Below are 21,285 nucleotides of genomic sequence, written 5' to 3'. Positions count from 1 at the left end.
TTGTCTCGGCGGCGATCACCAGCGACGTGGTGAACGGTTCGCCGTCGGCTCCGACCTGAACCAACTCGTTGCCGGTACTCTCAAGTTCTGACACGAACTTCTCCTTCGTTGTCGTCGCCCTCACCCCTGGCCGGGTGGGGGCTTTGTTTTTTGGCATGCGAAATCCACCCGGATCGGGTGGTTAAGCGGCCTCTTCGACGGCGCGCATGATGGCGATCTGCTCGACCTTGAGCTTCTCGGCGGCCCGGGCCAGCAAGATGTTGGTGAGTTTCTTTCGCCCGGCTTCGATGTTTGCTAGGTAGGGCCGGGAGATGCCGATAGAGCTAGCAAACTCGTCTGGCTTGAAGCCTCGGAGTTCGCGGATGGTGCGCAGCGTCTCGCCGACGCGCTCCCAGTCAGATTCGGCGAATGGGCTTCGCCCTTCGCCCTTCCCCAGTGTTGTCCTGTCTTGGCGCGGCATGAGTCTGACTGTATGGAAATAGAGGGGAACAGTCAACAGGAATCGACTGGGAACACTCGGGCAGAGTTGGTGTTTCCGCAGGTCAACTGGGAATTACTGTCGTGGAATTACTGGCGTGTTTTCCCGCTTTTTGGGCGTTTCCCCATCGTGCACTGTTGCTTGATGTTCCCAATGTTTCCCGTCACCATGGGAGGCATGACAAGTACTGACGACCTGCACGTCGGCCAGCTGGTGCGGGATATCCGACTGTTCCGAGGATGGACACCACAGGCGCTGGCAGATACCGCGCAGGTGGACGTCAAGACGATCCGCTCACTAGAGAACGGGCAACGCTGGCCACAGGACACCACCCAACGAAAAATCGAGCACGCATTGCAGATACCGGCAGGAACCATCGGGATCGCCCAGCAAGATCGCGACTATCGCGGGCGTTTCTTCAAGCTGCTGAGGAAGCTCAACCCATCCCCGACTCTGTGGCTGGACCCGGACGAACAGTTACACCTTGACGTGGACACGGGTGACGACAAGGGCCAAGAGCAGCCAACCGTCGCCGAACCCAGCACAGCGACGGTAAAAGCCGAACATCTCGCCACCATGGTGGAGTTGTCGTTTCTCGCCGACGACCTTGATTCGGCCACCGATTTGGAGCTGATTGACCCGTCAGACGCTGACGAAGTCGAGACGTACATCGAGGAAGTTGAGGACCTCAAGAGTGCTGCCGAATACCTGATCGACGCGGTTCATCAAGCTGCTGTCGAGGCTGCCGGCGGCGACGTAAGCCGCCTGCGGCAGATCAAACGTGAGATCCGTCGGCGGAACCAAAGCGGGCCAGACATTTTCGAAATGATGATTGAGGGAGCGGAGCCGGCTGGCGACGTAGTGCGCCTTCCACACTGGGGGAAGAGCGACCCGCCACCGGCCGTGATCGACGAGAAAGCTGCGGCGTCGACCCGCCGCAAGCGTTCGGACCAGGAGGAAGACGACCACGATGTCGAGTGAATACCATCGGTGTAGTTCCTGGTCAGCGACACTTTTGTCGGACCCCGAACCTAGATTCCTGTGAATGTCCTGGAACCCGTGGCGTTGGGTAGGCGAGCACTACCCGCACATCGTCGTGAGTTGCGAGCACCGTCTCCCGAAGCGGGTTGCGGGCATCTGGCGCGACAACACCATCTGGCTGTGTTCGACCCTGAACCAAGCCGAACGGCGCTCGGTGCTGACCCACGAACTGCAGCACCTACAACGCGGGCTCCCCTCCCCCCAGTACCGCGACCGGGAAGAACGGATTGTCGATGAACTCGCCGCGCGTCGGCTCATCGCGATAGCTGACCTGGCTCGCGCCCTGCGATCGACTCGAGACCCCGATGCCCTCGCAGAGGAACTGTGGGTCGACCGGCACACCGTCGAGGTCCGACTGTCCAACCTCAACCCCGACGAGACCGCCGAGCTTGAACGCGAGTTTGGAGACGAATGGCTATGGATTCCCTGACCGACCAGGACCGCGCGATGCTCGACGTGGAGCGCGAGTGGTGGTCGACGCCGGGCGGCAAAGAGATAGCGATCGTCGAATGCGTCGGTCTCAGTCCCGTGCGCTACTACCAGCGGCTCAATCGGCTGCTCGACACCGCGGCGGCACTGGATCACGACCCCGTCACTGTGAACCGTCTCCGACGGATCCGAGCGAAAGGATGCGTCGATGGCTGAACGTCGGCAGCTGCCACCACAGATCAAGCGCGTCGAATTGGAATCGCGCCGCGGCGGCCGGCCGGTCGTGCGGTACCAGCTCACCGTCGACGTCGGTGTCATCGACGGGAAGCGCAAGCGCTTCCGCAAGCGATACCCCACCGAAGCCCAGGCCCGTGACGCCCTCGACCAGATCCGTGGGGACGTCGCCAGGGGCACGTATGTGCAGCCGACACAACGGACCGTGAGCGAAGCGTGTGATGACTGGCTGGCCGGGAAGCGCGCGGCCGACCGAGCAGAGTCCACGGTCGACGGGTACGCCGAGAAGCTGTCGGTGGTGATCGACCAGCTCGGCGACGTCGAGGTGCAGAAGCTCACCAAGCGGCACATTGACGACCTCGTGACGGCGCTGAGGGAGGGCGGACTGCCGGCGCCCACCGGGAAACCCCGCAAGCCGTGGTCGCCGCGCTCGGTCAATTACATGCTCGGCCTGTTGGTCTCGATGCTCGAGTCCGAGCAGAAGCAGGGCCACACGGTGCGCAACGTCGCCGCCCTGGTGGACCGCATCGAGGCCGACCCAGCTCCGCCCGACCCCCTCACAGAGGCGGAGGTGGAGAAGCTGCTGGCGCACATCGCGGGCAACCGCTACGCCATCGCCTGGGAGCTCGCCTTGGCCGGGTTCCGGCTCGCCGAGATCAGCGGTCTGCGATGGAGCGACGTGAATCTAGAAGCGAAAACCGTTGCGGTGGTCAACACCCGACTGCAGCGCGGCAAGAAGAGCATCGAGAAGGCGCCAAAGTCGCGGGCCAGCCGGCGGGAGCTGCCGCTGCCGGATGACCTGTACGCGGCCTTCAAGGCGGCGCGCAAGACGCAGGCCGCCGACCAACTCCGGTTGGGCGAAGAGTACGAGGCGAGCGGCTATGTGGTCGTGAACGAGGGCGGCCGGGCACTGACGCCGAACGCGATCGAGAACCGTTGGGCCCGAATGCTTCAGGCCGCGGGGGTTCGGCATGTCCGATTGCACGATGCCCGCCATACCTGCGGCACGCTGATGCACCTTCGCGGGGTGCCTACCGCGCTCATCTCGGCATGGCTTGGCCACGCTTCGAAGGCGTTCACGCTGCAGACCTATGTGAACCCGAAGCCCGAGGCTCTGGCGATCGCGGCGCAGAGTTTCACGCGGGTTGTCACAAACCGTCACAATTCTGGGTCCTAGAAACACGTCAGGCCCCCTCGAAAGGGGGCCTGATCAGTGTGGCAGGTAGTGGATTCGAACCACTGTAGGCGTAAGCCGACGGATTTACAGTCCGCTCCCATTGGCCGCTCGGGCAACCTGCCTTGTTTCGCATCCGCCCCGTCTCCGGTTTGGTGCGACTAGCAGGGTACAACGAGGATGTACCAAAGTTACAAACCGGCAGCACACGCAGAGGGAGAGGAGAGGCGTTCCAATGGCGGATTCCAGCTTCGACGTCGTCAGCAAGGTCGATCGCCAGGAGGTCGACAACGCACTCAACCAGGCCGCGAAGGAGCTGGCGACCCGGTTCGACTTCCGCGGTACCGACACCACCATCGCCTGGAAGGGCGAGGAGGTGATCGAACTCACGTCCAGCACCGAGGAGCGCGTCAAGGCCGCCGTCGATGTGTTCAAGGAGAAACTGGTTCGCCGGGACATCTCGATGAAGGCCTTCGACGCGGGCGACCCGCAGGCCAGCGGCAAGACGTACAAGGTGTCCGGCGACATCAAACAGGGCATCAGCACCGAGCAGGCCAAGAAGATCACGAAGATCATCCGTGATGAGGGCCCCAAGGGCGTGAAGGCCCAGATCCAGGGCGACGAGATCCGGGTCAGCTCGAAGAAGCGCGACGACCTGCAGGCCGTCATTGCCCTGCTGAAGGGTTCCGACCTCGACGTGGCGCTGCAGTTCGTCAACTACCGCTGAGATGACGCGTTGAGTCTGCGCTGAGGGCGTTCGCCTCTCGGTGTTGTGCGCCCTCACCGCAGACTCGATGTGGTGCTAGTCGAGTGCTCAGCAGCAGACCCGCCGCTCAGCCGTGACGAGCGTGCACGCAGTGCCAGCGGTTCACGGCGTGCCGGGCAGCAGACACGCACGGTCGCGGTGCAGGGGGACCGGCGTGCGCCACTGGCCCACGCCCCATGCGATCAGCCGAGCGCCTCGGATTCGCGGTTCGCTTGTGCCACAACCGAACCCAGCAGGCCGGGAATCGCGGCGTCGACGTCGTCGATGCGCAGGCGCTGATGCGTGTGACCCTCGACGGGCTGGCGCTCGATGATGCCTGCGTCGCGCAGGATGTTGAAGTGATGCGTGGCCGTGGACTTGTTGATGCCGTCGTAGAGCTCCGCACACTTCACCGGACGCCCGGCGTTGTGTAGCCGGCGCACCATCTCCAACCGCACGGGGTCCTGCAGTGCGCACAGCACCTGCCGGAGGGGCGCGACAGGGTGCCGGACCGGTTCGGCCAACTGCGCCTGAACCATGCTGTGTCCTCCATCACCCGATAAATAAGTTTGATCATCATCGAACCCCGGGTAGCCTCGTCGAAGTTCGATGAACATCAAACCTACCTCACGGGAGTCCTGGTGACGCAGGAAGCAGACCGCGCGGTCGGCAGCGACGCTCAGCGGTGGGCATACCCGCTCCTGCTGGTCTTGTGCGGTGTCGCGCTCGGGGTGTCCGGCCTACCTGCTCCGCTGTACGGGCTCTACGAGACGGTCTGGCACCTGACGCCGCTGGCCACCACCATCGTGTTCGCGGTGTACGCGGTCGCCGCCTTGGCCGCCGTGTTGATCTCGGGCCGGATCTCCGATGTCGTCGGCCGTAAACCCGTGCTGCTGGGCGCGCTCGTCGCGATGATCGCGGGTCTCGGCGTCTTCCTGGTGGCCGACAACATGACGCTGCTACTCGTGGCGCGGGCCATCCATGGCGCCGCGGTGGGCTCCATCGTCGTGGTCGCCGCGGCCGCCCTGCTCGACCTGCGGCCACAACACGGCGTGCGATCCGGACAACTCAGCGGCGTCGCGTTCAACATCGGGATGACCGTCGCGATCGTCGGCTCCGCGCTACTGGCCCAGTACGCCCCGCATCCGCTGCGCACGCCCTACGCCGTCGTCGCGGTGTTGTGCGCCATCCTCGGCGTCGGCGTGGTGGCCTTGCGCGAAACGCACACCGTGCGTCAGTCCGGCCCGATCCGCATCTCCAAACCCGCAGTGGCTCAGGACATCCGGTCCGACTTCTGGTTCTCGGCGATCGGCGCGATGGCATCCTGGTCGGTGCTGGGAGTGCTGCTGTCGCTGTACCCGTCGCTGGCGGCGCACCAGACCCACATCGACAATCTGCTGTTCGGCGGCGGGGTCGTCGGTGTCACGGCGTTCGCCGCCGCGATCGCACAACTGGCAGCGACCCGCATCCCAGCACACCGCGCGGCGATCGCCGGCGACGTCGGCATGGCCGTCAGCTTGGTGTTGACCGTGCCGGTGCTGCTGACCCACTCCTGGCCGCTGGTGTTCGTGGCCGCCGCGCTGCTGGGCGCGACGTTCGGGCTCGGGTTCGGCGGCTCACTGCGTCACCTGTCCCATGTGGTGCCCGCCGACCAGCGCGGCGAGACCATGTCGGCGTTCTACGTCCTGGCCTACACCGCGATGGCGGTGCCGACGCTACTCGCCGGCTGGGCGGCCACCCGCTGGGACCTGGCCACGGTGTTCCCCTGGTTCGCCGCGGCCGTCGCGCTGGCCTGTCTCACCGCGGCCGTCATGGGAGCTCGCTCTCTGCGGGCTCAGAACCAGGGACCCGCGTAGGCAGCAACCAAATCGCATCCCAGGCCGCCGCTGCGCACCTAGTCTGATCGCCATGGCACCAGCGCAACGCGAACCGAACGTCGTCGTCCTCGGTGGAGGCTCGTGGGGCACCACGGTGGCCTCGATCTGCGCGAGGCGGGGCCCGACGTTGCAGTGGGTGCGCTCGGACGAGACCGCCGACGACATCAACCAGAATCACCGCAACTCGCGGTATCTGGGCGACGAGGTGATACTGCCGGAAAGCCTTCGCGCAACCCATGATTTCTCCGAGGCGGCCAACTGCGCCGACGTCATCGTGATGGGTGTGCCGTCACACGGTTTCCGCGGTGTGCTGCAGGAACTCGCGAAGGAGCTCCGGCCGTGGGTTCCGGTGGTGTCTCTGGTCAAAGGCCTGGAGCAGGGCACCAACATGCGGATGAGCCAGATCGTCGACGAGGTGCTTCCCGGCCACCCGGCAGGCATCCTGGCCGGGCCCAACATCGCGCGCGAGGTCGCCGAAGGCTATGCCGCTGCCGCCGTGCTGGCCATGCCCGATCAGCACCTAGCGGCGAATTTGGCAAAGCTGTTCCGCACCAAGCGTTTCCGCACCTACACGACCGACGATGTCATCGGGGTCGAGATGGCCGGCGCGCTGAAGAACGTGTATGCGATCTCCGTCGGCATGGGGTACTCCCTGGGCATCGGGGAGAACACCCGGGCCATGGTGATGGCCCGGGCAGTCCGGGAGATGTCCAAGCTCGGTGAGGCCATGGGCGGACATCGCGACACCTTCGCAGGCCTGGCGGGCATGGGTGACCTCATCGTCACGTGTACGTCGCAGCGCAGCCGCAACCGACACGTCGGCGAGCAGCTGGGCCAGGGCAAGAAGATCGAGGAGATCATCGCCTCGATGAACCAGGTCGCCGAGGGCGTCAAGGCTGCGAGCGTGATCATGGAGTTCGCCGAGAAGTACGGCCTGAACATGCCGATCGCCCGCGAGGTCGACCGCGTCGTCAATCACGGAGCGACGGTCGAGGACGCCTACCGCGGCCTCGCCGCCGAAAAGCCCGGCCATGAGGTTCACGGCTCAGGGTTCTGAGCCTCAGCTCCCACGCAGCGCGGCGCTGAAGTCCTCGGCGCCCACCGGCGGCGCGATGGTCCACAGCACCTCGGCCTCGCCGTCAGTCGGGTTGTGCCAGTCGTGCAACTGGGTCGCCCCGAACGTCATGCTGTCGCCGGTCTCCAACAACGTGGTCTGCCCGTCGACGGTGATGCTCAGCTCGCCCTTGAGCACGTACACGAAAATCGTTGTGGCATCGAGCCGATAGGCGCCGCCCGACCCGCCGCCGGGCCGCATGACGGTGTGCATAACCTGAACGTGCCGCTCGGCTTTCGGGGTGAGCAGCTCTTCGCGGACATCGTGGCCGCCCATCTCCAAGGGCGCCCCCGCGCCGCTGCGCACGATGGGTGCGGCCGGGTACTCGAAGAGATCGCCGATGCCGATGCCCACCGCATCGCAGATCCGCATGAGCACCGGCACCGACACGTTGGTCATGCCCCGCTCGGCCAGGCTGAGAAAGCCCTTGGTCACCTCGGCCCGAGCTGCCACCTCGGTGAGGCTCAATCTGCGCTGGGTGCGGAATTCCCGTAGCCGCGCGCCCGCGCGGCCCATTCCGGTCTCCTCACCATCCGCCACTCAATCCCTCCCCTAGCTGTTGACGCCTGTTCGTTTAGTGGTGTAAAACACCCATCAGTGTTTTATGGCATTGAACCCTACTCGTGGTGACGGCCCCCTCAGACCAGAAAGGCACGTAGTGTCGGCAGCTCAAGACACCCAGCACAGCACGCGAATCAGGGCTGCGGTCTTCGACGGGGACGGCGGCATCTCCGTCGAAGACGTCGACCTCGCCGCACCCGGCCCCGGCGAAGTCCGCGTCAAGATCGCCGCCGCCGGTGTCTGCCACTCCGATCTGCATGTCACCACCCGCGCTTGGGACGTCCCCGCACCGGTGGTGCTCGGGCACGAAGGCTCTGGGGTGGTCACCGCCACCGGCGCAGGCGTCGACGACCTCGAGCCCGGCGACCACGTCGTGCTGAGCTGGGTGCCCGGCTGCGGCGAGTGCCGCGCCTGCCTGGCGGGCCGGCCCGCCCAGTGCTCGTTGGTCGCGTCCGTCGTCGCCACCGGCGGGACGCTGTACGACGGCACCACGCGGTTGTCCAACGAGCGCGGCACAATTCACCACTACCTGGGCGTCTCGTCCTACGCCGAAGAGGTCGTGGTCCCACGCAGCGGTGCGGTCAAGGTGCGCAAGGACGCGCCGCTGGAAGACATCGCGATCGTCGGCTGTGCGATCGCGACCGGCGTCGGCGCCGTGCGCAATACCGCTGGGGTAGAACCGGATTCGACAGTAGCCGTGATCGGCTGTGGCGGCGTGGGCCTGGCCTGCGTACAGGGTGCCCGCCTGGCCGGCGCCGCGCGCATCGTCGCGGTGGACGTCGTCGCCGAAAAGCTAGACCTGGCACGCAAACTCGGTGCCACCGATGTCGTCGACGCGTCCGCGACCGACGATGTGGTGGCGGCGCTGCGCGACGTCGTCGCCGACGGGTACGACTACGTGTTCGACGCGATCGGCAAGATCGCCACGACCGAACAGGCCATCGCCGCACTGGGTCTCGGCGGCGCGGCCGTCATCGTCGGTCTGCCGCCGCAGGGTGAACGGGCGAGCTTCGACCCGCTGGCCCTGGCCGAGGCCGACCAACGCATCCTCGGCTCCAACTACGGCTCCGCGGTACCCGAGCGCGACATCCCGGCCCTCGTCGACGAGGTGATGGCGGGCAACCTCGATCTCGCCTCGATGATCTCCGGCCGCCGTCCACTGGAGGAAGCCGCGGCCGCGCTCGACGATCTCGCCGCCGGGCATGCCCTGCGTCAACTCCTCATCCCCTCAGCCTGACAAGAAACGAGAACCCCAGTGTCCGAAGACATTCAGATGGGTCCCGACGCCACCACCGGCGATGCCGGGCTGCGCCGCGGCGTGATGGGCGGAGGCGAACTCGCCGCCCAGGCCATCGCCAACATCGCGCCGAGTGCCGTCATCGCGTTCACGGCAGCCGCCATCTACAACACCGCCACGAACGGCACCTGGGTGTCGTTCGCCCTGGCGACCGTGGTCATCCTGTCGGTCGGGTACTGCATCTCGCAGTTCGCCAAACGCCGTTCGTCGGCGGGTTCGCTCTACAGCTACGCGGCAACGGCACTGGGCCCGTTCGGCGCCTACCTGACCGGTGTCAGCCTGCTGATCGGCTGCTTCGGCATCGCCGCCGGGTCACTGAGCGGGTCGGTGGCCTACACCGCAACCTTGCTCAACCAGCTCGGCATCCCGGTCCACGGCACCGTCGCGCAGATCGTGCTGGCGATCGTCCTCGGCGCACTGGCGACCCTGTTCACCATTCGCGGCATCCGCCTCTCGGCGCGAGTTTCGCTTGTGCTGGAACTGATTTCGGTGTCCATCATCACGCTGCTGCTGGTGATCACACTGGTACACCTCGGTGGCGGCGCCTTCGACGCCGCTCAGTTCGAGCTCACCGATGTGAAACCGTCGGGCATCGTGGTGGGCATGGTGCTGGCGATCCTCGGTTTCGTCGGCTTCTCCAGCTCGGACGCCCTGGCCCGCGAGGCCAAGGACCCCTACCGCGCGGTGCCGCGCGCCATCATGTGGAGTGCGGCCGGCGTCGGTGTGCTGTACGTATTCGCCGCCTACACGCAGGTGGCTGCCCTCGGGCCTGCGCTGGGCTCGTCCGCGCAGCCGCTCGACGACATCGCGACGCTGGTCGGCATGCCGACGTGGTTCAACCCGATCCTCAACTTCGGCGTCGCCGCATCGTTTTTCGCCGTGGTGGTCGCCCCACTGAACGTTGTCGGCCGCATCCTCTACGTGATGGGCAAGGAGGGCGTCGTCAGCCCGGCCATCGGGCGGACCCACCCCACGCACCTGACCCCGCACCGCGCACTCGTCTCGGTCGGACCGCTGGTGATCGCCGTGCCCGTGGTGATGTACCTGTTCGGCGTAGATCCGATGAACGTCGTCACGTGGGTGGACACCTACGGGACCTACGGCTACATGGTGGCCTATGCGGCCGCGGCACTGGCTGCCGTGGTGTTCCTGCGCGGAATCAACGCGCGAGTTCCGCTGGTGTGGCCCGCCGCGGCCGTCGCGATCGTGTCTATGGCATATGTGTTCTACGCCAACGTGTATCCGGTTCCGGCGTATCCACTCAATGTCATCCCATGGCTGTTCATCGCGACCGTGGCCGCGGCGCTGGCATGGTACTGGTTCCTGAGTCGTCGTTCACCGCATGTGATTTCGGCGATCGGCACCAGCGAGGTGGAGAGCCTCGAAGGGATCGGCTGATCAGCCGATCCGGACCGAGGGCTTGATGCCCGACGGCCGGTCGCCGACGACGTAACTGCCCGCAGGGCTGATCACGAAGCCCGACTGGTTACGCCCGTCGACGCAGGCCGTCATCACCCCATCGGTGCCGCAGCTGACGGTCTGATAGCTGATTCGGGTGTTGGCGGGCAGCGGCTTGGCTCCGTCGACCACGGAGAACACCGGGGCCGCCGCACTGGCGAAGCCGGGTGCACCGGTGCCGCCGCTGACCATGTTGGCGCCGTTGGGCGCGGCGGGGATGGCGCCACTGCAGCCGTACCCGCCGTCACGCTGCAACACGCAGGTGATCCCATCGGGCGTGGTGAAGGCGTACCACTTGTTGTCCATCACCGCGTACTCCGACGTCTTCACCGGCGCGAACGCGTTGACGTTGGGCAGTGGCGGCGGATCATCGGCCGTCGCGACCCCGGGCACGCCCATCACAGCCGCCCCTGCAGCACCCACCAGGCCGATCATCACTCTGCTCAGCACCCGGACACCCTAACGTGAAGCCACTGGATCAGCCACAGGCCAGATCGACGTAGACCGTGGTGTAGCGGACCACCTCGACGGTGTTGCCACGCGGCGCGGCGGTCAGATCGGTGATGGGGCGTCCGGGCCGCACGGCACTGACCGTGCAGTTGTCGATCGATCCGCTACCGACCTTGGTCTGGATCACCTTGTAACCCTCGGCTTCGAGCTGCTGGATGGTCTGCCGGGCGGTCTGCCCCGACGGCGCCGCCGAGGCCGGCGCGGCCAATGCGAGACCGGTGGCAGCCAGGCTGACGGCAACTGTGGCGACAACAGGCTTTCTCATTTCGAATTCACCCTTCCTATTTCGCTGAATTCTCTTCCAGCCTAGGTGGGTATTCATGTGCCGGCCATCAACTCATATCGAACGCATACGTTTTTGCGCATAGGAACAATTCAGGCCGAATTCACATTTTTCACAATGTCGCCGGGGTCACATCCGCCGCCTGCTCGGCAAGCGGTATGCGCACGGTAAACACGGTTTCTCCAGGGCTTGAGGCGACGGCCACGGTGCCGTCGTGGGCCTGCACTATCGACGCCACAATTGCCAGCCCGAGGCCTGTGCTCCCCAATTCTCGAGACCGCGCCTTATCGGCCCGCACAAATCGCCCGAAAAGGTTCGGCAACAATTCCGCTTCAATTCCCGGACCGTCGTCGGACACGGTCAGTTCAGCAAATTCCCCGGCGACGGTGAGGGTCACCACCACCGTCACGCCCGGCGGCGTGTGCACCTTCGCGTTGGTCAGCAGATTGCTCACCACCTGATGCAGCCGGGCCAGGTCGCCCCGGACCCACACCGGGTCGTCGGGCAGCCGGGTCACCCAGTGATGACTGGGCGCCGCGACCGCGGTGTCGTTGACCGCGTCGACGACGAGGTCGTTGAAATCGACGTCGTCGGTCTCCAGGTCCTGCCCCTCGCCCAGCCGTGACAACAGCAGTAGGTCACTGACCAGCACCGTCATGCGGCGCGCTTCGGCCTCGATGCGGGCCAACGCGTATTCGGTGGTCGGCGGCAGCATTGTGCTGTCCTGCCGCGTGAGTTCGGCGTAGCCCTGGATCGCGGCCAGCGGAGTGCGCAGCTCGTGGCTGGCGTCGGTGAGGAACTGCCGCGTGCGCCGATCCGAGGCGGCCAGCTCGGCCAGCGCGCTGTCGACGTTGACCAGCAGCCGGTTGAGCGTCTCCCCCACGATGCCGACCTCGTTGTCGGGGTCGGTGTCCCGTTCCCGCACGCGGGCGGTGATGCGGTGATCGTCCCCGTCGAGCCGCAACGTGGCGACCTTCGCCGCGGTCGCGGCGACGCGGCGCAGCGGCCGCAGCGCATACCGCACCACCAGAACCGTTCCGACAGCCGTCACCATGAGCGCGATGACGATCATGACCGCGACCGTCACGGTCTTGCGGGCGATCACCCGGTTGGCGCTGTCGAGCGATACGCCCGAGACCAGCACGTCCCCGTCGCCTGCCGCCTGGCTGGCCAGTCGATAGGAGCCGAGCACCGGCAGTTTTACGGTGCGGGGATTGTGGTCGGTCCAGGGCTGCGCGTCGAGCGCTTGGGTCACCGCGGCAGGGGCCGGTCGGGGCTCGCCGTCGGAGAACATCGCCGACTGCACCACCTCACCGTCGCGGACCACCGCGATCAGGTTGCCGGGGGCCTGCCCGACGAACGCGGTCAGCGCGTCGGGCGCCTCGTCGATCTGATGCGCGGGGTCCTGACCACGCAGCTTCTCGAAGGAGTGGCTGAAGGCGGCCAAGGACCGCGCCACCTCGTTGTCGCTCATCGTCGACACGTAGGTGTGCAAGCTGTAAACGGACAACGCGCCCACCGCAGCCAGCACCACCGTGACGATCGCCGTCACGCCGAGTACCAGTTGTCTGCGGAGCGAGCGCGGCCGCCACCAGGGGCTGACCCGGCTCATCGCGCGGCTATTCGGCGGGCCGCAGCATGTAGCCGACGCCGCGAACCGTGTGGATCATCGGCTCGCGGTCGGCGTCGACCTTTTTGCGCAGGTAGGAGATGTAGAGGTCGACGATGCTCGACTTGCCGCCGAACCCGTAGTTCCACACCCGGTCGAGGATCTCGGCGCGGCTCAACGCCCGGCGCGGATTGCGCATGAGGTAGCGCAGCAGCTCGAACTCCGTCACGGTCAGGGCGATGGGTTCACCGCCGCGGGTCACTTCCCGGCTGGCGCCGTCGAGCACCATGTCGCCCACCTTCAGCACCTCATCGGCCGGCGGTGTGGCGTGACTGGACCGGCGCAGCAGACCACGCAACCGCGCAACCAGTTCCTCGAGGCTGAACGGTTTGGTCATGTAGTCGTCGGCACCGGCGGTCAGCCCCGACACCCGGTCGAGCACCGAATCCCTCGCGGTGAGGAACAAGGTGGGCGTATAGCCGTCGGCTTCGCGCACCCGCTGCAGAATCTGCAAACCGTCGATGTCGGGCAGCATGATGTCGAGCACCACGACGTCGGGCTCCATCTCATCGAACTTGGCTTGGGCCTCCTCGCCGTTGTGGGCCACCTCGACGACCCAACCCTCGTAGTGCAACGCCATCTTGACGAGGTTGGTCAGCGCCGGTTCGTCGTCCACCAGCAACACCCGAATGGGTGAACCGTCAGCCCGGTTGATCCGGGGCAACTGCCCGAGAATGGCCTGGCGCGGCTGGTGAGCACGTGGAGATACCGACATCGTGGTCATACTGCCATTCTCCTGAGCACACAGTTAGTTGTCACGGAGTTCATATCGAGTTCTTACACAAACCCATTCGGCGCCATAGCTATGACGTACGTCACCTTACGCAGCGCGTGGTGAGCCAGTCGAGAATTGTTGCAATACATATGGTTTCAATCGCTTGCGTGAACTCTTGGTTACGCGGTTCGGCGCATTCGACGCGTTTTGCCTGCACAGCAGGGCAATTCGCCCACGAGGGGGCCGAAGCAGAAGATTTGCGTTCTCTATGCGTCCGCCATTTCGCGTTGACGCTGGTTCACAGCGATAAATACTCTCGCCCATAGCAATTGGATGCTTGAAGCCAGCTGTGAACACACGCCGGATTGTGTATTGCTGCGCTGCAACATCTTTCAATGACACCGCCGTCAATACATCGATCGGTGTGCGCTCGCCCGCGTACCGACAACCGCCCGACTCGAACTGGAGTACGTGATGCAGCAAACTTCTCAACTGGCGGACAGGGCCAGATCCGTCCTGCGCTACGACCTGCCCGCCTCGCTGGTGGTCTTCCTGGTCGCATTACCGCTATCTCTGGGTATCGCGGTCGCGTCCGGGGCGCCGGTCCTGGCCGGACTCATCGCCGCGGTCGTCGGCGGCATCGTCGCCGGCGCACTGGGCGGATCCCCGCTACAGGTCAGCGGACCTGCCGCCGGGCTCACCGTGATCGTCGCCGGGCTCGTCGCTCAGTTCGGCTGGGCCGTCACGTGCGCCATCACGGTGCTCGCGGGCGTGCTGCAGGTGCTGTTCGGGCTGAGCCGGGTGGCCCGCGCCGCGCTGGCCATCTCGCCCGTCGTGGTGCACGCGATGCTGGCGGGCATCGGCCTGACCATCGTCCTGCAGCAGGCCCACGTGCTGCTCGGCGGCAGCTCCAACAGCTCTGCCTGGGACAACGTCAAGGAACTGCCCGCGCAGCTGATCGGCGCGCACGGCCACGGCGTGATCCTGGGCGCCCTGGTCATCGCCATCCTGGTCGGGTGGCGATGGATGCCTGCGGCAGTCAAGAAGGTGCCCGGTCCGCTGGTGGCCATCGCGGGCGTCACGGCGTTCTCGCTGCTGCCGATGTTCGGCGACGTCAGCCGCATTGTGCTGAACGGCTCGCTGTTGGATGCCCTGGCACTGCCGAGCCTGCCCGACGGCAATTGGGGAGCGTTTGCCACCGGCGTTTTGACCGTGGCCCTGATCGCGAGCGTGGAGAGCCTGCTGTCGGCGGTCTCGGTCGATCGGATGCACACGGGCCCGCGCACCAACTTCGACCGCGAGATGATCGGCCAGGGTGCGGCCAACATGGTGTCCGGCGCGGTCGGCGGCCTGCCCGTCACCGGCGTCATCGTCCGCAGCTCCACCAACGTCGCCGCGGGCGCCCGCACCCGGGCCTCGGCGATCATGCACGGCGTCTGGGTGCTGGTGTTCGCGGTGCCGTTCGCCGGTCTGGTCCAGCTCATCCCGACCGCCGCGCTGGCCGGCCTGCTGATCGTCATCGGCTGCCAGTTGGTCAACCGCGCACACATCGAAACTGCCCGCCGCACAGGTGATCTCGCGGTGTACGTGGTCACCATCCTGGCCGTGGTCTTCCTGAATCTGCTCGAAGGCGTGCTGATCGGCCTGGCCCTGGCGGTGGCGTTCACCGTCTGGCGCGTGGTGCGCACCAAGATCGCCGCCGAGCCCAGCGGTGGCGGCGCCTGGCGCGTCGTGATCGAGGGTTCCTGCACGTTCCTGTCGCTACCCAAGCTGACCAACGCGCTGGGTGAGGTTCCGCCCGGGGTCCCCGTCACGGTCGAGCTCTCGGTCGACTTCCTGGACCATGCCGCGCACCAGACGATCGAGGAGTGGCAGCGCCAGCACGTTGCCACCGGCGGCACAGTCGATATCCACGACGTGGGCGCGGTCGAGATGCACAGTGCCGTGGCAGGTCCGCCCGTGCGCGGGTTCACCCCGTTCGACAAGCGATCCGGCGTGGTGCCGTGGAGTTCGTGGCAACGCGACGATTCGCCGTCGGTGCTGCACGGCCTGGCCGCCTACCAACGCCGCACCGCCGCGGTGTTGCGACCGCACATGCAAGACCTGGTCGACGCCCAACGCCCGGAGACGCTCTTCCTCACGTGCGCCGATTCGCGGGTGATCCCCAACGTCATCACCAGCAGCGGGCCGGGCGATCTGTTCACCGTGCGCAACGTCGGCAACATGGTTCCCGCCGGGCAGAGCGATGCCTCGATCGAAGCCGCCATCGCGTTCGCGGTGGACAAGCTCGGCGTCAGCTCGATCGTGGTGTGCGGGCACTCCAGCTGCGGTGCGATGACGGCCCTGCTCGGCAAGGCCGACACGGGTGACCGGCACCTGAATTCCTGGCTGGCCCACGGCAATCCGTCTCTTGAAGCGTTCGACGACGGTCGTCATCCCGTGGCGCGGTCGGCAGCCGAGGCGGGCTTCAGCACTGTCGATCAGCTGTCGATGGTCAACATCGCGATGCAGGTGCAGACGCTGCAGGAGCATCCGGTGGCCCGGCGGGTCAACGTGATCGGGCTGTTCTACGACATCCCCAGCGCCGGCGTGCTGCGGGTGACGCCCACCCAGATCGAGGCCCTCGCCGACGCCGCGTAGGTGGTTGCGTATGCACCGCGAGCGTGCGCGTCTGCTGCCCGGCACTCCGTGTTGCGGCAGCAGTACGCGCACGCTCGCGGTGCGTCGTCAGGATTCAGGACGCCAGTCGAACGGGAAGTGCTTGCTCGAGCCGCCTCGGTACTCGTGTGAGAAGTCGAATCCCACGGCGTGGTCCTTCGTGACCACGCCCCACGTCGCGACCTGTCCTGGGCCGACCTCGGCACCCGGCGCGTTGACGGTCGTCACGCGCCGGCTCGGATCCGACGTGGGACCCGTCAATGCCTCCACCCGCAGGTCGACCTTGCCAGGAATCTCTGCACGCCAGTACGCCAGATCTTCGGCGGCCTCGAATGTGATGGGCGCGTAGGAGATTCCCCTCAGGTCCTTGATGAGGCTGCCGAACTCCCCCGGCCACCCGCCTTCGCACCCGGTGAAGATCTGCCCGAGTGCCTGGCGCTGGTCTGCGTCGGCCTTGTCGTCGATGTAGAACATCAGCGACATCATCGCGTTGGGGTCGCCGACCCACATGTTGCCGGTGAACTCGCCGAGCGCGACCACCCCGAGATCGCTCAGATCCGTTTCGCCGTAATGGCCTTCATGGATTTTCCAGACCAGGGTGAACAGGCAGTCGCCGTGCGTGGGCTCTTGCGCGAAGCTGCACGGGCAGGGCAGTTTGCAGCTGCACACGTCGAACCACTCGCCCCGCAGATGCCAATCCGTCGTCGCCGTCGCCATTGCCGCTCCTCTCGATTCATACCCCCAGGGGGTATCCAACGGAGCTGACGCTACACAGCCGACGGCGCGCACACAAGTACCCCCTGGGGGTATCTAGCTAGGGGCGCGAGCGTGCGCAAAATGCCGACCGCGGGCGGCGTGTCGCGCAGCAGACGCGCACGCTCGCGGTGCAATTGCTAGTAGTGGCCCGGGCCGCGGCCCGCCATGTCCTCGAGCCGGCGGATGCGGTCAGCAATGGGCGGATGGGTGGAGAAGAGCTTGCCGATGCGCTCGCCGGCCCGGAACGGGCTGGCGATCATGAGATGCGCCTGATCGGCCAGCTGCGGTTGCGGGGGCAGCGGAGCCGCCTCGATGCCGCCGGAGATCTTGCGCAGCGCGGAAGCCAAGGCCAGCGGATCACCCGTCAGCTCGGCACCGGACTGGTCGGCCTGATACTCGCGGGACCGCGACACCGCCAACCGCACGACCGTCGCCGCGATGGGCCCCAGCAGCGAAACGAGCAACAGCGCAAAGGGATTCGCATTGTCGCGATTACCGCCGAACATGCCTGCGAACATCGCGATATTGGCCAGCGCGGTGATCACCGACGCCATCGCTCCTGCCACACACGAGATCAGGATGTCGCGGTTGTATACGTGGGACAGCTCGTGACCGAGCACGGCGCGCAACTCACGCTCGTTGAGGATCTGCAGAATGCCGGTGGTGCAGCAGACCGCGGCGTTACGCGGATTGCGGCCGGTGGCGAAGGCATTCGGATTGGCGGTGTCGGAGATGTACAGCCGCGGCATGGGCTGATGTGCGGTGGTGGCCAGCTCGCGGACGATCCGGTAGATCTCCGGGGCCTGCAGTTCGGTGACGGGCTGCGCGTGCATGGCCCGCAGAGCCAGTTTGTCGCTGTTGAAGTACACGTAGGTGTTCATGCCGACGGCGAACAGCACCGCGAGGTACATCACGTTGCGGCCGAACAGCGAGCCGACGAACACGATGAGCGCCGACATGCCCACCAACAGCAGGAATGTCTTGAGTCGGTTGGCGTGAGGATTCCAGGTCATCAGCTTCCTCCTCGAGCTTGGGAAGTCTTCGCCGATTAAACGCTCAGCAAGCCCGCCTGGGTTCCGGAATCAGCCGTGCCGGTTCACGGTGTAGTCGACGAGCGACAGCAGCGCCTGGCGGCCGGGGACGTCGGGCAGGCTGTCGAGTTCGACGCGCGCCTGCGCCGCGTAGGACGCCACGGTCTCCTTGGCGCGGGCCATGCCCGGGGAGGATCGCAGCAGGCTCAGCGCCTCGGCGACGTCCTCGTCGCGCTCCACCGGCCCGGCCAGCAGGACCCGCAGCCGGTCGGCATCGGGCCCGGTCTCTTGCAAGGCGTACAGCACCGGCAGGGTGTGGACGCCTTCGCGCAGGTCAGTGCCGGGAACCTTGCCCGATTCATCGGGATCGCTGTCGATGTCGATGATGTCGTCGGAGATCTGGAATGCGGTGCCGACGATGCCGCCGAGCCGGTCCAGCCGCTCGATCTGTTCGTCGTCGGCGCCGGAGAAGGTGGCGCCGAACCGCCCCGATGCCGCGATCAGGCACGCCGTCTTCTCGTAGACCACCTTGAGGTAGTGCTGGATGGGGTCCGCCTGCTCGGCAGCGCCGCGGGTCTCCCGCATCTGGCCGGTGACCAACTGCGCGAATGTGTCGGCAATCACGCGCACGGCGTCGGGGCCGAGCCGTGACACGAGCCGGGACGCGGTCGCGAACAGATAGTCGCCGGCCAGGATCGCGATGTTGTTGCCCCACCTGGCGTTGGCGCTGGGTGCACCGCGGCGGACCTGGGCCTCGTCCATGACGTCGTCGTGGTACAGCGTGGCCAGGTGCACCAACTCGATGACCGAACCCGCGATGGCGACGTCGGGATCATCGGGCCGGGGCCCCAGTGATGCGGCCAGCACCGTGAACAGCGGGCGGAAACGCTTTCCACCGGCCTGGAACAGGTGCTGAACGGCCTCGGCCATCAACTCATCGGCTTTGCCCAGCTCAGTGGACATCAGATCTTCGATCCGGGCCACGCCGCCGCGGACTTCGGCGGCAAACGCCTCGTCCCCGAAATCCACGCCCGCCACCACAGTCGCTGGTGTCCTCATTCGTCCAACATACTGGGACCGATGGACACCAATGCAGATGTGGTCGTTGTGGGCGCCGGTCCGGCGGGGTCGGCCGCGGCGGCCGGGGCGGCGCGCAGCGGCCGCGACGTGCTGGTGATCGACGCCGCGCAATTCCCCAGGGACAAGGCCTGCGGCGACGGGCTCACCCCACGTGCGGTGGCCGAGTTGGAGCGTCTGGGCATGGGCGGGTGGCTCGACACCAAGCTGCGCCACCGGGGATTGCGCATGTCAGGTTTCGGCGCCGATGTGGAGGTGCCGTGGCCCGGCCCGTCGTTCCCGTCGACCGGCAGCGCCGTGCCGCGCGCCGAGCTCGACGACCGGATCCGTTCAGTCGCCGCCGACGACGGCGCCAAGATGTTGTTGGGTGTCAAAGCTGTTGGTGTGAGCCATGATTCCTCGGGGCGGGCAGACGCGATACACCTCGACGACGGCAGCACGATCCGATGCACGGACCTGATCGTGGCTGACGGGGCCCGCTCGACACTCGGCCGCGAGCTCGGCCGCACGTGGCACCGGGAAACCGTCTACGGCGTCGCGATCCGCGCCTACATCGCCTCCCCGCGGGCCGCCGAGCCGTGGATCACCTCGCATCTGGAGCTCCGCTCGCCCGAAGGCGCTGTGCTTCCGGGCTACGGCTGGATCTTCCCGCTCGGCAACGGTGAGGTGAACATCGGGGTGGGTGCGCTGGCCACCGCGAAACGGCCCGCCGACGCGGCGCTGCGGCCCCTGCTGAACCACTACACCGAGCTGCGGCGCGACGAGTGGGGGTTGACCGGGCAACCGCGTGCCGCGCTCTCGGCGCTCCTGCCGATGGGTGGCGCGGCGTCGGGGGTGGCCGGACCCAACTGGATGTTGATCGGCGACGCCGCGGCGTGCGTGAACCCGCTCAACGGCGAGGGCATCGACTACGGCCTGGAAACCGGCCGGCTGGCCGCTGAGCTGCTGGGAGCCGGCGGGGGTTCTGGTTACGCGACGGCGTGGCCCGCGGTGTTGCAGGAGCACTACGCCCGCGGGTTTTCGGTCGCGCGCCGGCTGGGCGTGTTGCTGACGCTGCCGCGGTTCCTGCCGCTGACCGGGCCGGTGGCGATGCGCTCGGCGTTCCTGATGAACATCGCCGTGCGGGTGATGGGCAACCTGGTCACCGACGAGGACGCCGACTGGGTGGCCCGGGTGTGGCGGGCCGCCGGGCTGGCGTCGCGACGGCTCGATCAGCGCAAGCCGTTCGCGTGAGCTGACGCGTCGGGCGTGTCGCCGGCCGGCGGCATACTCCCGGGAAAGACCGTCAAATGTTTTGACGGTCCGGAAGGGAGACAGCCCGATGGGATCAGCCGACGATCCGGCGCGGGTACCGGCCACCGAACCATGGTGGGCCAACAATCCTGAGCTGCAGGAGATCATTCGTCGCTCAAACGAGCAGCTGCAACGCGAAATCGAAGCCTGCGCACCACTACCGGGACCGCACGCCGAGCCGGTCGTCGAGAATCTCTCACCCAGGGCCAGCCTGCGGCAACTCACCCGCATCCGTGAAGAACTCGACCACCTGCAGACGCGCTATGAGAAGGCCGTCCTGACAGCGCGCAACGCCGGGCTCTCGTGGGCACAGATCGGGACTGCACTCGGCGTGTCAAAACAGAACCTGCACAACCGATTCCGCGATCAAGACGGGGCCATGCAACGGCGGCCGGTCAGCGGTTGAGCATCCAGATCCGGGTGGAGAGCGCCGTCGCGAAGGCGCACCACAGCGGGTATGGCGCGAGCACGGCGGCGCGGGGCCCCTGGGCGGCCACGGCGCGTCGGGTGAGATCGGCGCTGCTGGCCGTGAGTGCCGCTGCGACGACGGCCGCGGTGCCGAGCCGCTTCTGGGAGAAGAAGATCCACGACCACCCGGCGTTCATGACGAGGTTGGCAGCCAGCGCTGCGGTGTACGCGCGGGCCTTATCATCGCGGTTCTCGGCGCGCAACGTGTCCAGCGTCGTCGCCGATACCGCTGCGATGTCGGTGTAGAGCAGCGGCCAGACCACCGGAAAGGCTTGGCGGGGCGGCTGAAACGACGGCTTGCGCAGCTCGGCGTACCACGGTGACTGCGCCGGCCGGCTCGCCAGCCCACCAACCACTGCAGTGGCCAATGCGGCAGATGCAGTCTTGATCAATGTAATTGGTCGCATCATTCGTTGC

Annotated in this window: 23 protein-coding genes and 1 tRNA gene; 12 read left to right on the top strand and 12 right to left on the bottom strand. The window is 66.5% G+C overall.

Going from position 1 to position 21,285, the window contains the following annotated elements; translation table 11 throughout:
- Window positions 1-181: 181 nt before the first annotated feature.
- Window positions 182-460: a helix-turn-helix domain-containing protein gene (locus A5784_RS13755; protein ID WP_082944830.1), complete on the bottom strand. Its 279-nt coding sequence runs from the start codon at window positions 458-460 to the stop codon at window positions 182-184.
- Window positions 461-655: 195 nt separating this feature from the next.
- Between A5784_RS13755 and A5784_RS13750 the strand changes: the two genes are divergently transcribed.
- From A5784_RS13750 to A5784_RS13735, 4 genes are all read left to right on the top strand, one after another.
- Complete coding sequence (locus A5784_RS13750; RefSeq protein WP_197514740.1) at window positions 656-1,459, top strand: helix-turn-helix domain-containing protein; 804 nt, start codon at window positions 656-658, stop codon at window positions 1,457-1,459.
- A 64-nt stretch (window positions 1,460-1,523) separates the two neighbouring features.
- On the top strand, window positions 1,524-1,949 hold the full coding sequence (locus A5784_RS13745) for a hypothetical protein (RefSeq protein ID WP_064945460.1): 426 nt from the start codon (window positions 1,524-1,526) through the stop codon (window positions 1,947-1,949).
- On the top strand, window positions 1,931-2,164 hold the full coding sequence (locus A5784_RS13740; RefSeq protein WP_502687514.1) for a DUF3263 domain-containing protein: 234 nt from the start codon (window positions 1,931-1,933) through the stop codon (window positions 2,162-2,164). Before A5784_RS13745 ends, A5784_RS13740 begins: the two co-directional genes overlap by 19 nt.
- Entirely contained in the window at window positions 2,157-3,359 is a 1,203-nt protein-coding gene (locus tag A5784_RS13735) for a site-specific integrase (protein ID WP_064945458.1), read from the top strand. The genes A5784_RS13740 and A5784_RS13735 overlap by 8 nt, the downstream gene beginning before the upstream one ends.
- Before the next feature lie 39 nt (window positions 3,360-3,398).
- On the opposite strand, the gene A5784_RS13730 is transcribed toward A5784_RS13735, so the two are convergent.
- A tRNA-Tyr gene (locus A5784_RS13730) sits at window positions 3,399-3,481 on the bottom strand.
- Window positions 3,482-3,591: 110 nt separating this feature from the next.
- Here A5784_RS13730 and A5784_RS13725 point away from each other — a divergent pair.
- Window positions 3,592-4,083, top strand: coding sequence for a YajQ family cyclic di-GMP-binding protein (locus A5784_RS13725; RefSeq protein ID WP_064945457.1), 492 nt, complete (start codon window positions 3,592-3,594; stop codon window positions 4,081-4,083).
- Between the two features lie 221 nt (window positions 4,084-4,304).
- Here A5784_RS13725 and A5784_RS13720 read toward each other — a convergent pair whose 3' ends face one another.
- Window positions 4,305-4,640 carry an ArsR/SmtB family transcription factor gene (locus tag A5784_RS13720; protein WP_064945456.1) on the bottom strand — a complete coding sequence of 112 codons (336 nt, stop codon included), beginning with the start codon at window positions 4,638-4,640 and terminating at the stop codon, window positions 4,305-4,307.
- A 102-nt stretch (window positions 4,641-4,742) separates the two neighbouring features.
- Here A5784_RS13720 and A5784_RS13715 point away from each other — a divergent pair, with 102 nt between their 5' ends.
- Window positions 4,743-5,957: an MFS transporter gene (locus tag A5784_RS13715; protein WP_064945469.1), complete on the top strand. Its 1,215-nt coding sequence runs from the start codon at window positions 4,743-4,745 to the stop codon at window positions 5,955-5,957.
- A gap of 52 nt (window positions 5,958-6,009) precedes the next feature.
- Window positions 6,010-7,035 carry an NAD(P)H-dependent glycerol-3-phosphate dehydrogenase gene (locus A5784_RS13710; RefSeq protein WP_064945455.1) on the top strand — a complete coding sequence of 342 codons (1,026 nt, stop codon included), beginning with the start codon at window positions 6,010-6,012 and terminating at the stop codon, window positions 7,033-7,035.
- A 3-nt stretch (window positions 7,036-7,038) separates the two neighbouring features.
- Here A5784_RS13710 and A5784_RS13705 read toward each other — a convergent pair whose 3' ends face one another.
- Window positions 7,039-7,632, bottom strand: coding sequence for a helix-turn-helix domain-containing protein (locus A5784_RS13705; protein ID WP_232006036.1), 594 nt, complete (start codon window positions 7,630-7,632; stop codon window positions 7,039-7,041).
- Between the two features lie 118 nt (window positions 7,633-7,750).
- On the opposite strand from A5784_RS13705, the gene A5784_RS13700 reads away from it, so the two are divergent.
- Window positions 7,751-8,890, top strand: a complete 1,140-nt coding sequence (locus A5784_RS13700; RefSeq protein ID WP_156750550.1) for a zinc-binding dehydrogenase — start codon at window positions 7,751-7,753, stop codon at window positions 8,888-8,890.
- Window positions 8,891-8,908: 18 nt separating this feature from the next.
- Window positions 8,909-10,348 carry an APC family permease gene (locus tag A5784_RS13695; protein WP_082944829.1) on the top strand — a complete coding sequence of 480 codons (1,440 nt, stop codon included), beginning with the start codon at window positions 8,909-8,911 and terminating at the stop codon, window positions 10,346-10,348.
- Here the strand turns inward: A5784_RS13695 and A5784_RS13690 are convergent, their stop codons facing one another.
- From A5784_RS13690 to A5784_RS13675, 4 genes are all read right to left on the bottom strand, one after another.
- Complete coding sequence (locus A5784_RS13690) at window positions 10,349-10,858, bottom strand: hypothetical protein (protein ID WP_064945452.1); 510 nt, start codon at window positions 10,856-10,858, stop codon at window positions 10,349-10,351. It lies immediately after the preceding gene.
- 28 nt (window positions 10,859-10,886) lie between these two features.
- Window positions 10,887-11,183, bottom strand: a complete 297-nt coding sequence (locus A5784_RS13685) for a hypothetical protein (RefSeq protein WP_064945451.1) — start codon at window positions 11,181-11,183, stop codon at window positions 10,887-10,889.
- Window positions 11,184-11,313: 130 nt separating this feature from the next.
- Window positions 11,314-12,813: a sensor histidine kinase gene (locus tag A5784_RS13680; protein ID WP_064945450.1), complete on the bottom strand. Its 1,500-nt coding sequence runs from the start codon at window positions 12,811-12,813 to the stop codon at window positions 11,314-11,316.
- Between the two features lie 7 nt (window positions 12,814-12,820).
- Complete coding sequence (locus A5784_RS13675) at window positions 12,821-13,594, bottom strand: response regulator transcription factor (RefSeq protein ID WP_064945449.1); 774 nt, start codon at window positions 13,592-13,594, stop codon at window positions 12,821-12,823.
- 465 nt (window positions 13,595-14,059) lie between these two features.
- Here A5784_RS13675 and A5784_RS13670 point away from each other — a divergent pair, with 465 nt between their 5' ends.
- Window positions 14,060-16,225 (top strand): SulP family inorganic anion transporter, encoded by a 2,166-nt coding sequence (locus A5784_RS13670; protein WP_064945448.1) that lies wholly within the window; start codon window positions 14,060-14,062, stop codon window positions 16,223-16,225.
- An 87-nt stretch (window positions 16,226-16,312) separates the two neighbouring features.
- Here the strand turns inward: A5784_RS13670 and A5784_RS13665 are convergent, their stop codons facing one another.
- The 3 genes from A5784_RS13665 to grcC1 form a co-directional block, all read right to left on the bottom strand.
- Window positions 16,313-16,960, bottom strand: coding sequence for a DUF1326 domain-containing protein (locus tag A5784_RS13665; RefSeq protein ID WP_064945447.1), 648 nt, complete (start codon window positions 16,958-16,960; stop codon window positions 16,313-16,315).
- Between the two features lie 176 nt (window positions 16,961-17,136).
- Window positions 17,137-18,012: a zinc metalloprotease HtpX gene (htpX, locus tag A5784_RS13660; RefSeq protein WP_064945446.1), complete on the bottom strand. Its 876-nt coding sequence runs from the start codon at window positions 18,010-18,012 to the stop codon at window positions 17,137-17,139.
- A gap of 69 nt (window positions 18,013-18,081) precedes the next feature.
- A complete protein-coding gene (gene grcC1, locus A5784_RS13655) occupies window positions 18,082-19,089 on the bottom strand; it encodes a nonaprenyl/(2E,6E)-farnesyl/geranylgeranyl diphosphat synthase (protein WP_064945445.1) in 1,008 nt (335 codons plus the stop codon).
- Window positions 19,090-19,110: 21 nt separating this feature from the next.
- Here grcC1 and menJ point away from each other — a divergent pair, with 21 nt between their 5' ends.
- Window positions 19,111-20,340, top strand: coding sequence for a menaquinone reductase MenJ (gene menJ, locus A5784_RS13650; protein WP_064945444.1), 1,230 nt, complete (start codon window positions 19,111-19,113; stop codon window positions 20,338-20,340).
- An 88-nt stretch (window positions 20,341-20,428) separates the two neighbouring features.
- Window positions 20,429-20,806, top strand: coding sequence for a hypothetical protein (locus tag A5784_RS13645; RefSeq protein ID WP_082944828.1), 378 nt, complete (start codon window positions 20,429-20,431; stop codon window positions 20,804-20,806).
- Here A5784_RS13645 and A5784_RS13640 read toward each other — a convergent pair.
- A complete protein-coding gene (locus A5784_RS13640; RefSeq protein WP_064945466.1) occupies window positions 20,796-21,275 on the bottom strand; it encodes a TspO/MBR family protein in 480 nt (159 codons plus the stop codon). The genes A5784_RS13645 and A5784_RS13640 overlap by 11 nt on opposite strands.
- Window positions 21,276-21,285 lie beyond the last annotated feature (10 nt).

Origin of the sequence: Mycobacterium sp. 852013-50091_SCH5140682, from assembly GCF_001665685.1 — a bacterium.
In the GTDB taxonomy this organism is placed as follows: domain Bacteria; phylum Actinomycetota; class Actinomycetes; order Mycobacteriales; family Mycobacteriaceae; genus Mycobacterium.
Note: the sequence above shows the minus strand (reverse complement) of the source record. Positions and strands in the feature narration are given on the sequence as shown.

What these genes read in the sequence shown, in the direction of transcription:
- A5784_RS13755 (WP_082944830.1), bottom strand. Translation starts at nt 460, where the DNA reads ATGCCGCGCCAAGACAGGACAACACTGGGGAAGGGCGAAGGGCGAAGC.
- A5784_RS13750 (WP_197514740.1), top strand. Translation starts at nt 656, where the DNA reads ATGACAAGTACTGACGACCTGCACGTCGGCCAGCTGGTGCGGGATATC.
- A5784_RS13745 (WP_064945460.1), top strand. Translation starts at nt 1,524, where the DNA reads ATGTCCTGGAACCCGTGGCGTTGGGTAGGCGAGCACTACCCGCACATC.
- A5784_RS13740 (WP_502687514.1), top strand. Translation starts at nt 1,931, where the DNA reads ATGGCTATGGATTCCCTGACCGACCAGGACCGCGCGATGCTCGACGTG.
- A5784_RS13735 (WP_064945458.1), top strand. Translation starts at nt 2,157, where the DNA reads ATGGCTGAACGTCGGCAGCTGCCACCACAGATCAAGCGCGTCGAATTG.
- A5784_RS13725 (WP_064945457.1), top strand. Translation starts at nt 3,592, where the DNA reads ATGGCGGATTCCAGCTTCGACGTCGTCAGCAAGGTCGATCGCCAGGAG.
- A5784_RS13720 (WP_064945456.1), bottom strand. Translation starts at nt 4,640, where the DNA reads ATGGTTCAGGCGCAGTTGGCCGAACCGGTCCGGCACCCTGTCGCGCCC.
- A5784_RS13710 (WP_064945455.1), top strand. Translation starts at nt 6,010, where the DNA reads ATGGCACCAGCGCAACGCGAACCGAACGTCGTCGTCCTCGGTGGAGGC.
- A5784_RS13685 (WP_064945451.1), bottom strand. Translation starts at nt 11,183, where the DNA reads ATGAGAAAGCCTGTTGTCGCCACAGTTGCCGTCAGCCTGGCTGCCACC.
- A5784_RS13680 (WP_064945450.1), bottom strand. Translation starts at nt 12,813, where the DNA reads ATGAGCCGGGTCAGCCCCTGGTGGCGGCCGCGCTCGCTCCGCAGACAA.
- A5784_RS13675 (WP_064945449.1), bottom strand. Translation starts at nt 13,594, where the DNA reads ATGACCACGATGTCGGTATCTCCACGTGCTCACCAGCCGCGCCAGGCC.
- A5784_RS13670 (WP_064945448.1), top strand. Translation starts at nt 14,060, where the DNA reads ATGCAGCAAACTTCTCAACTGGCGGACAGGGCCAGATCCGTCCTGCGC.
- A5784_RS13665 (WP_064945447.1), bottom strand. Translation starts at nt 16,960, where the DNA reads ATGGCGACGGCGACGACGGATTGGCATCTGCGGGGCGAGTGGTTCGAC.
- htpX (WP_064945446.1), bottom strand. Translation starts at nt 18,012, where the DNA reads ATGACCTGGAATCCTCACGCCAACCGACTCAAGACATTCCTGCTGTTG.
- grcC1 (WP_064945445.1), bottom strand. Translation starts at nt 19,089, where the DNA reads ATGAGGACACCAGCGACTGTGGTGGCGGGCGTGGATTTCGGGGACGAG.
- menJ (WP_064945444.1), top strand. Translation starts at nt 19,111, where the DNA reads ATGGACACCAATGCAGATGTGGTCGTTGTGGGCGCCGGTCCGGCGGGG.
- A5784_RS13645 (WP_082944828.1), top strand. Translation starts at nt 20,429, where the DNA reads ATGGGATCAGCCGACGATCCGGCGCGGGTACCGGCCACCGAACCATGG.
- A5784_RS13640 (WP_064945466.1), bottom strand. Translation starts at nt 21,275, where the DNA reads ATGCGACCAATTACATTGATCAAGACTGCATCTGCCGCATTGGCCACT.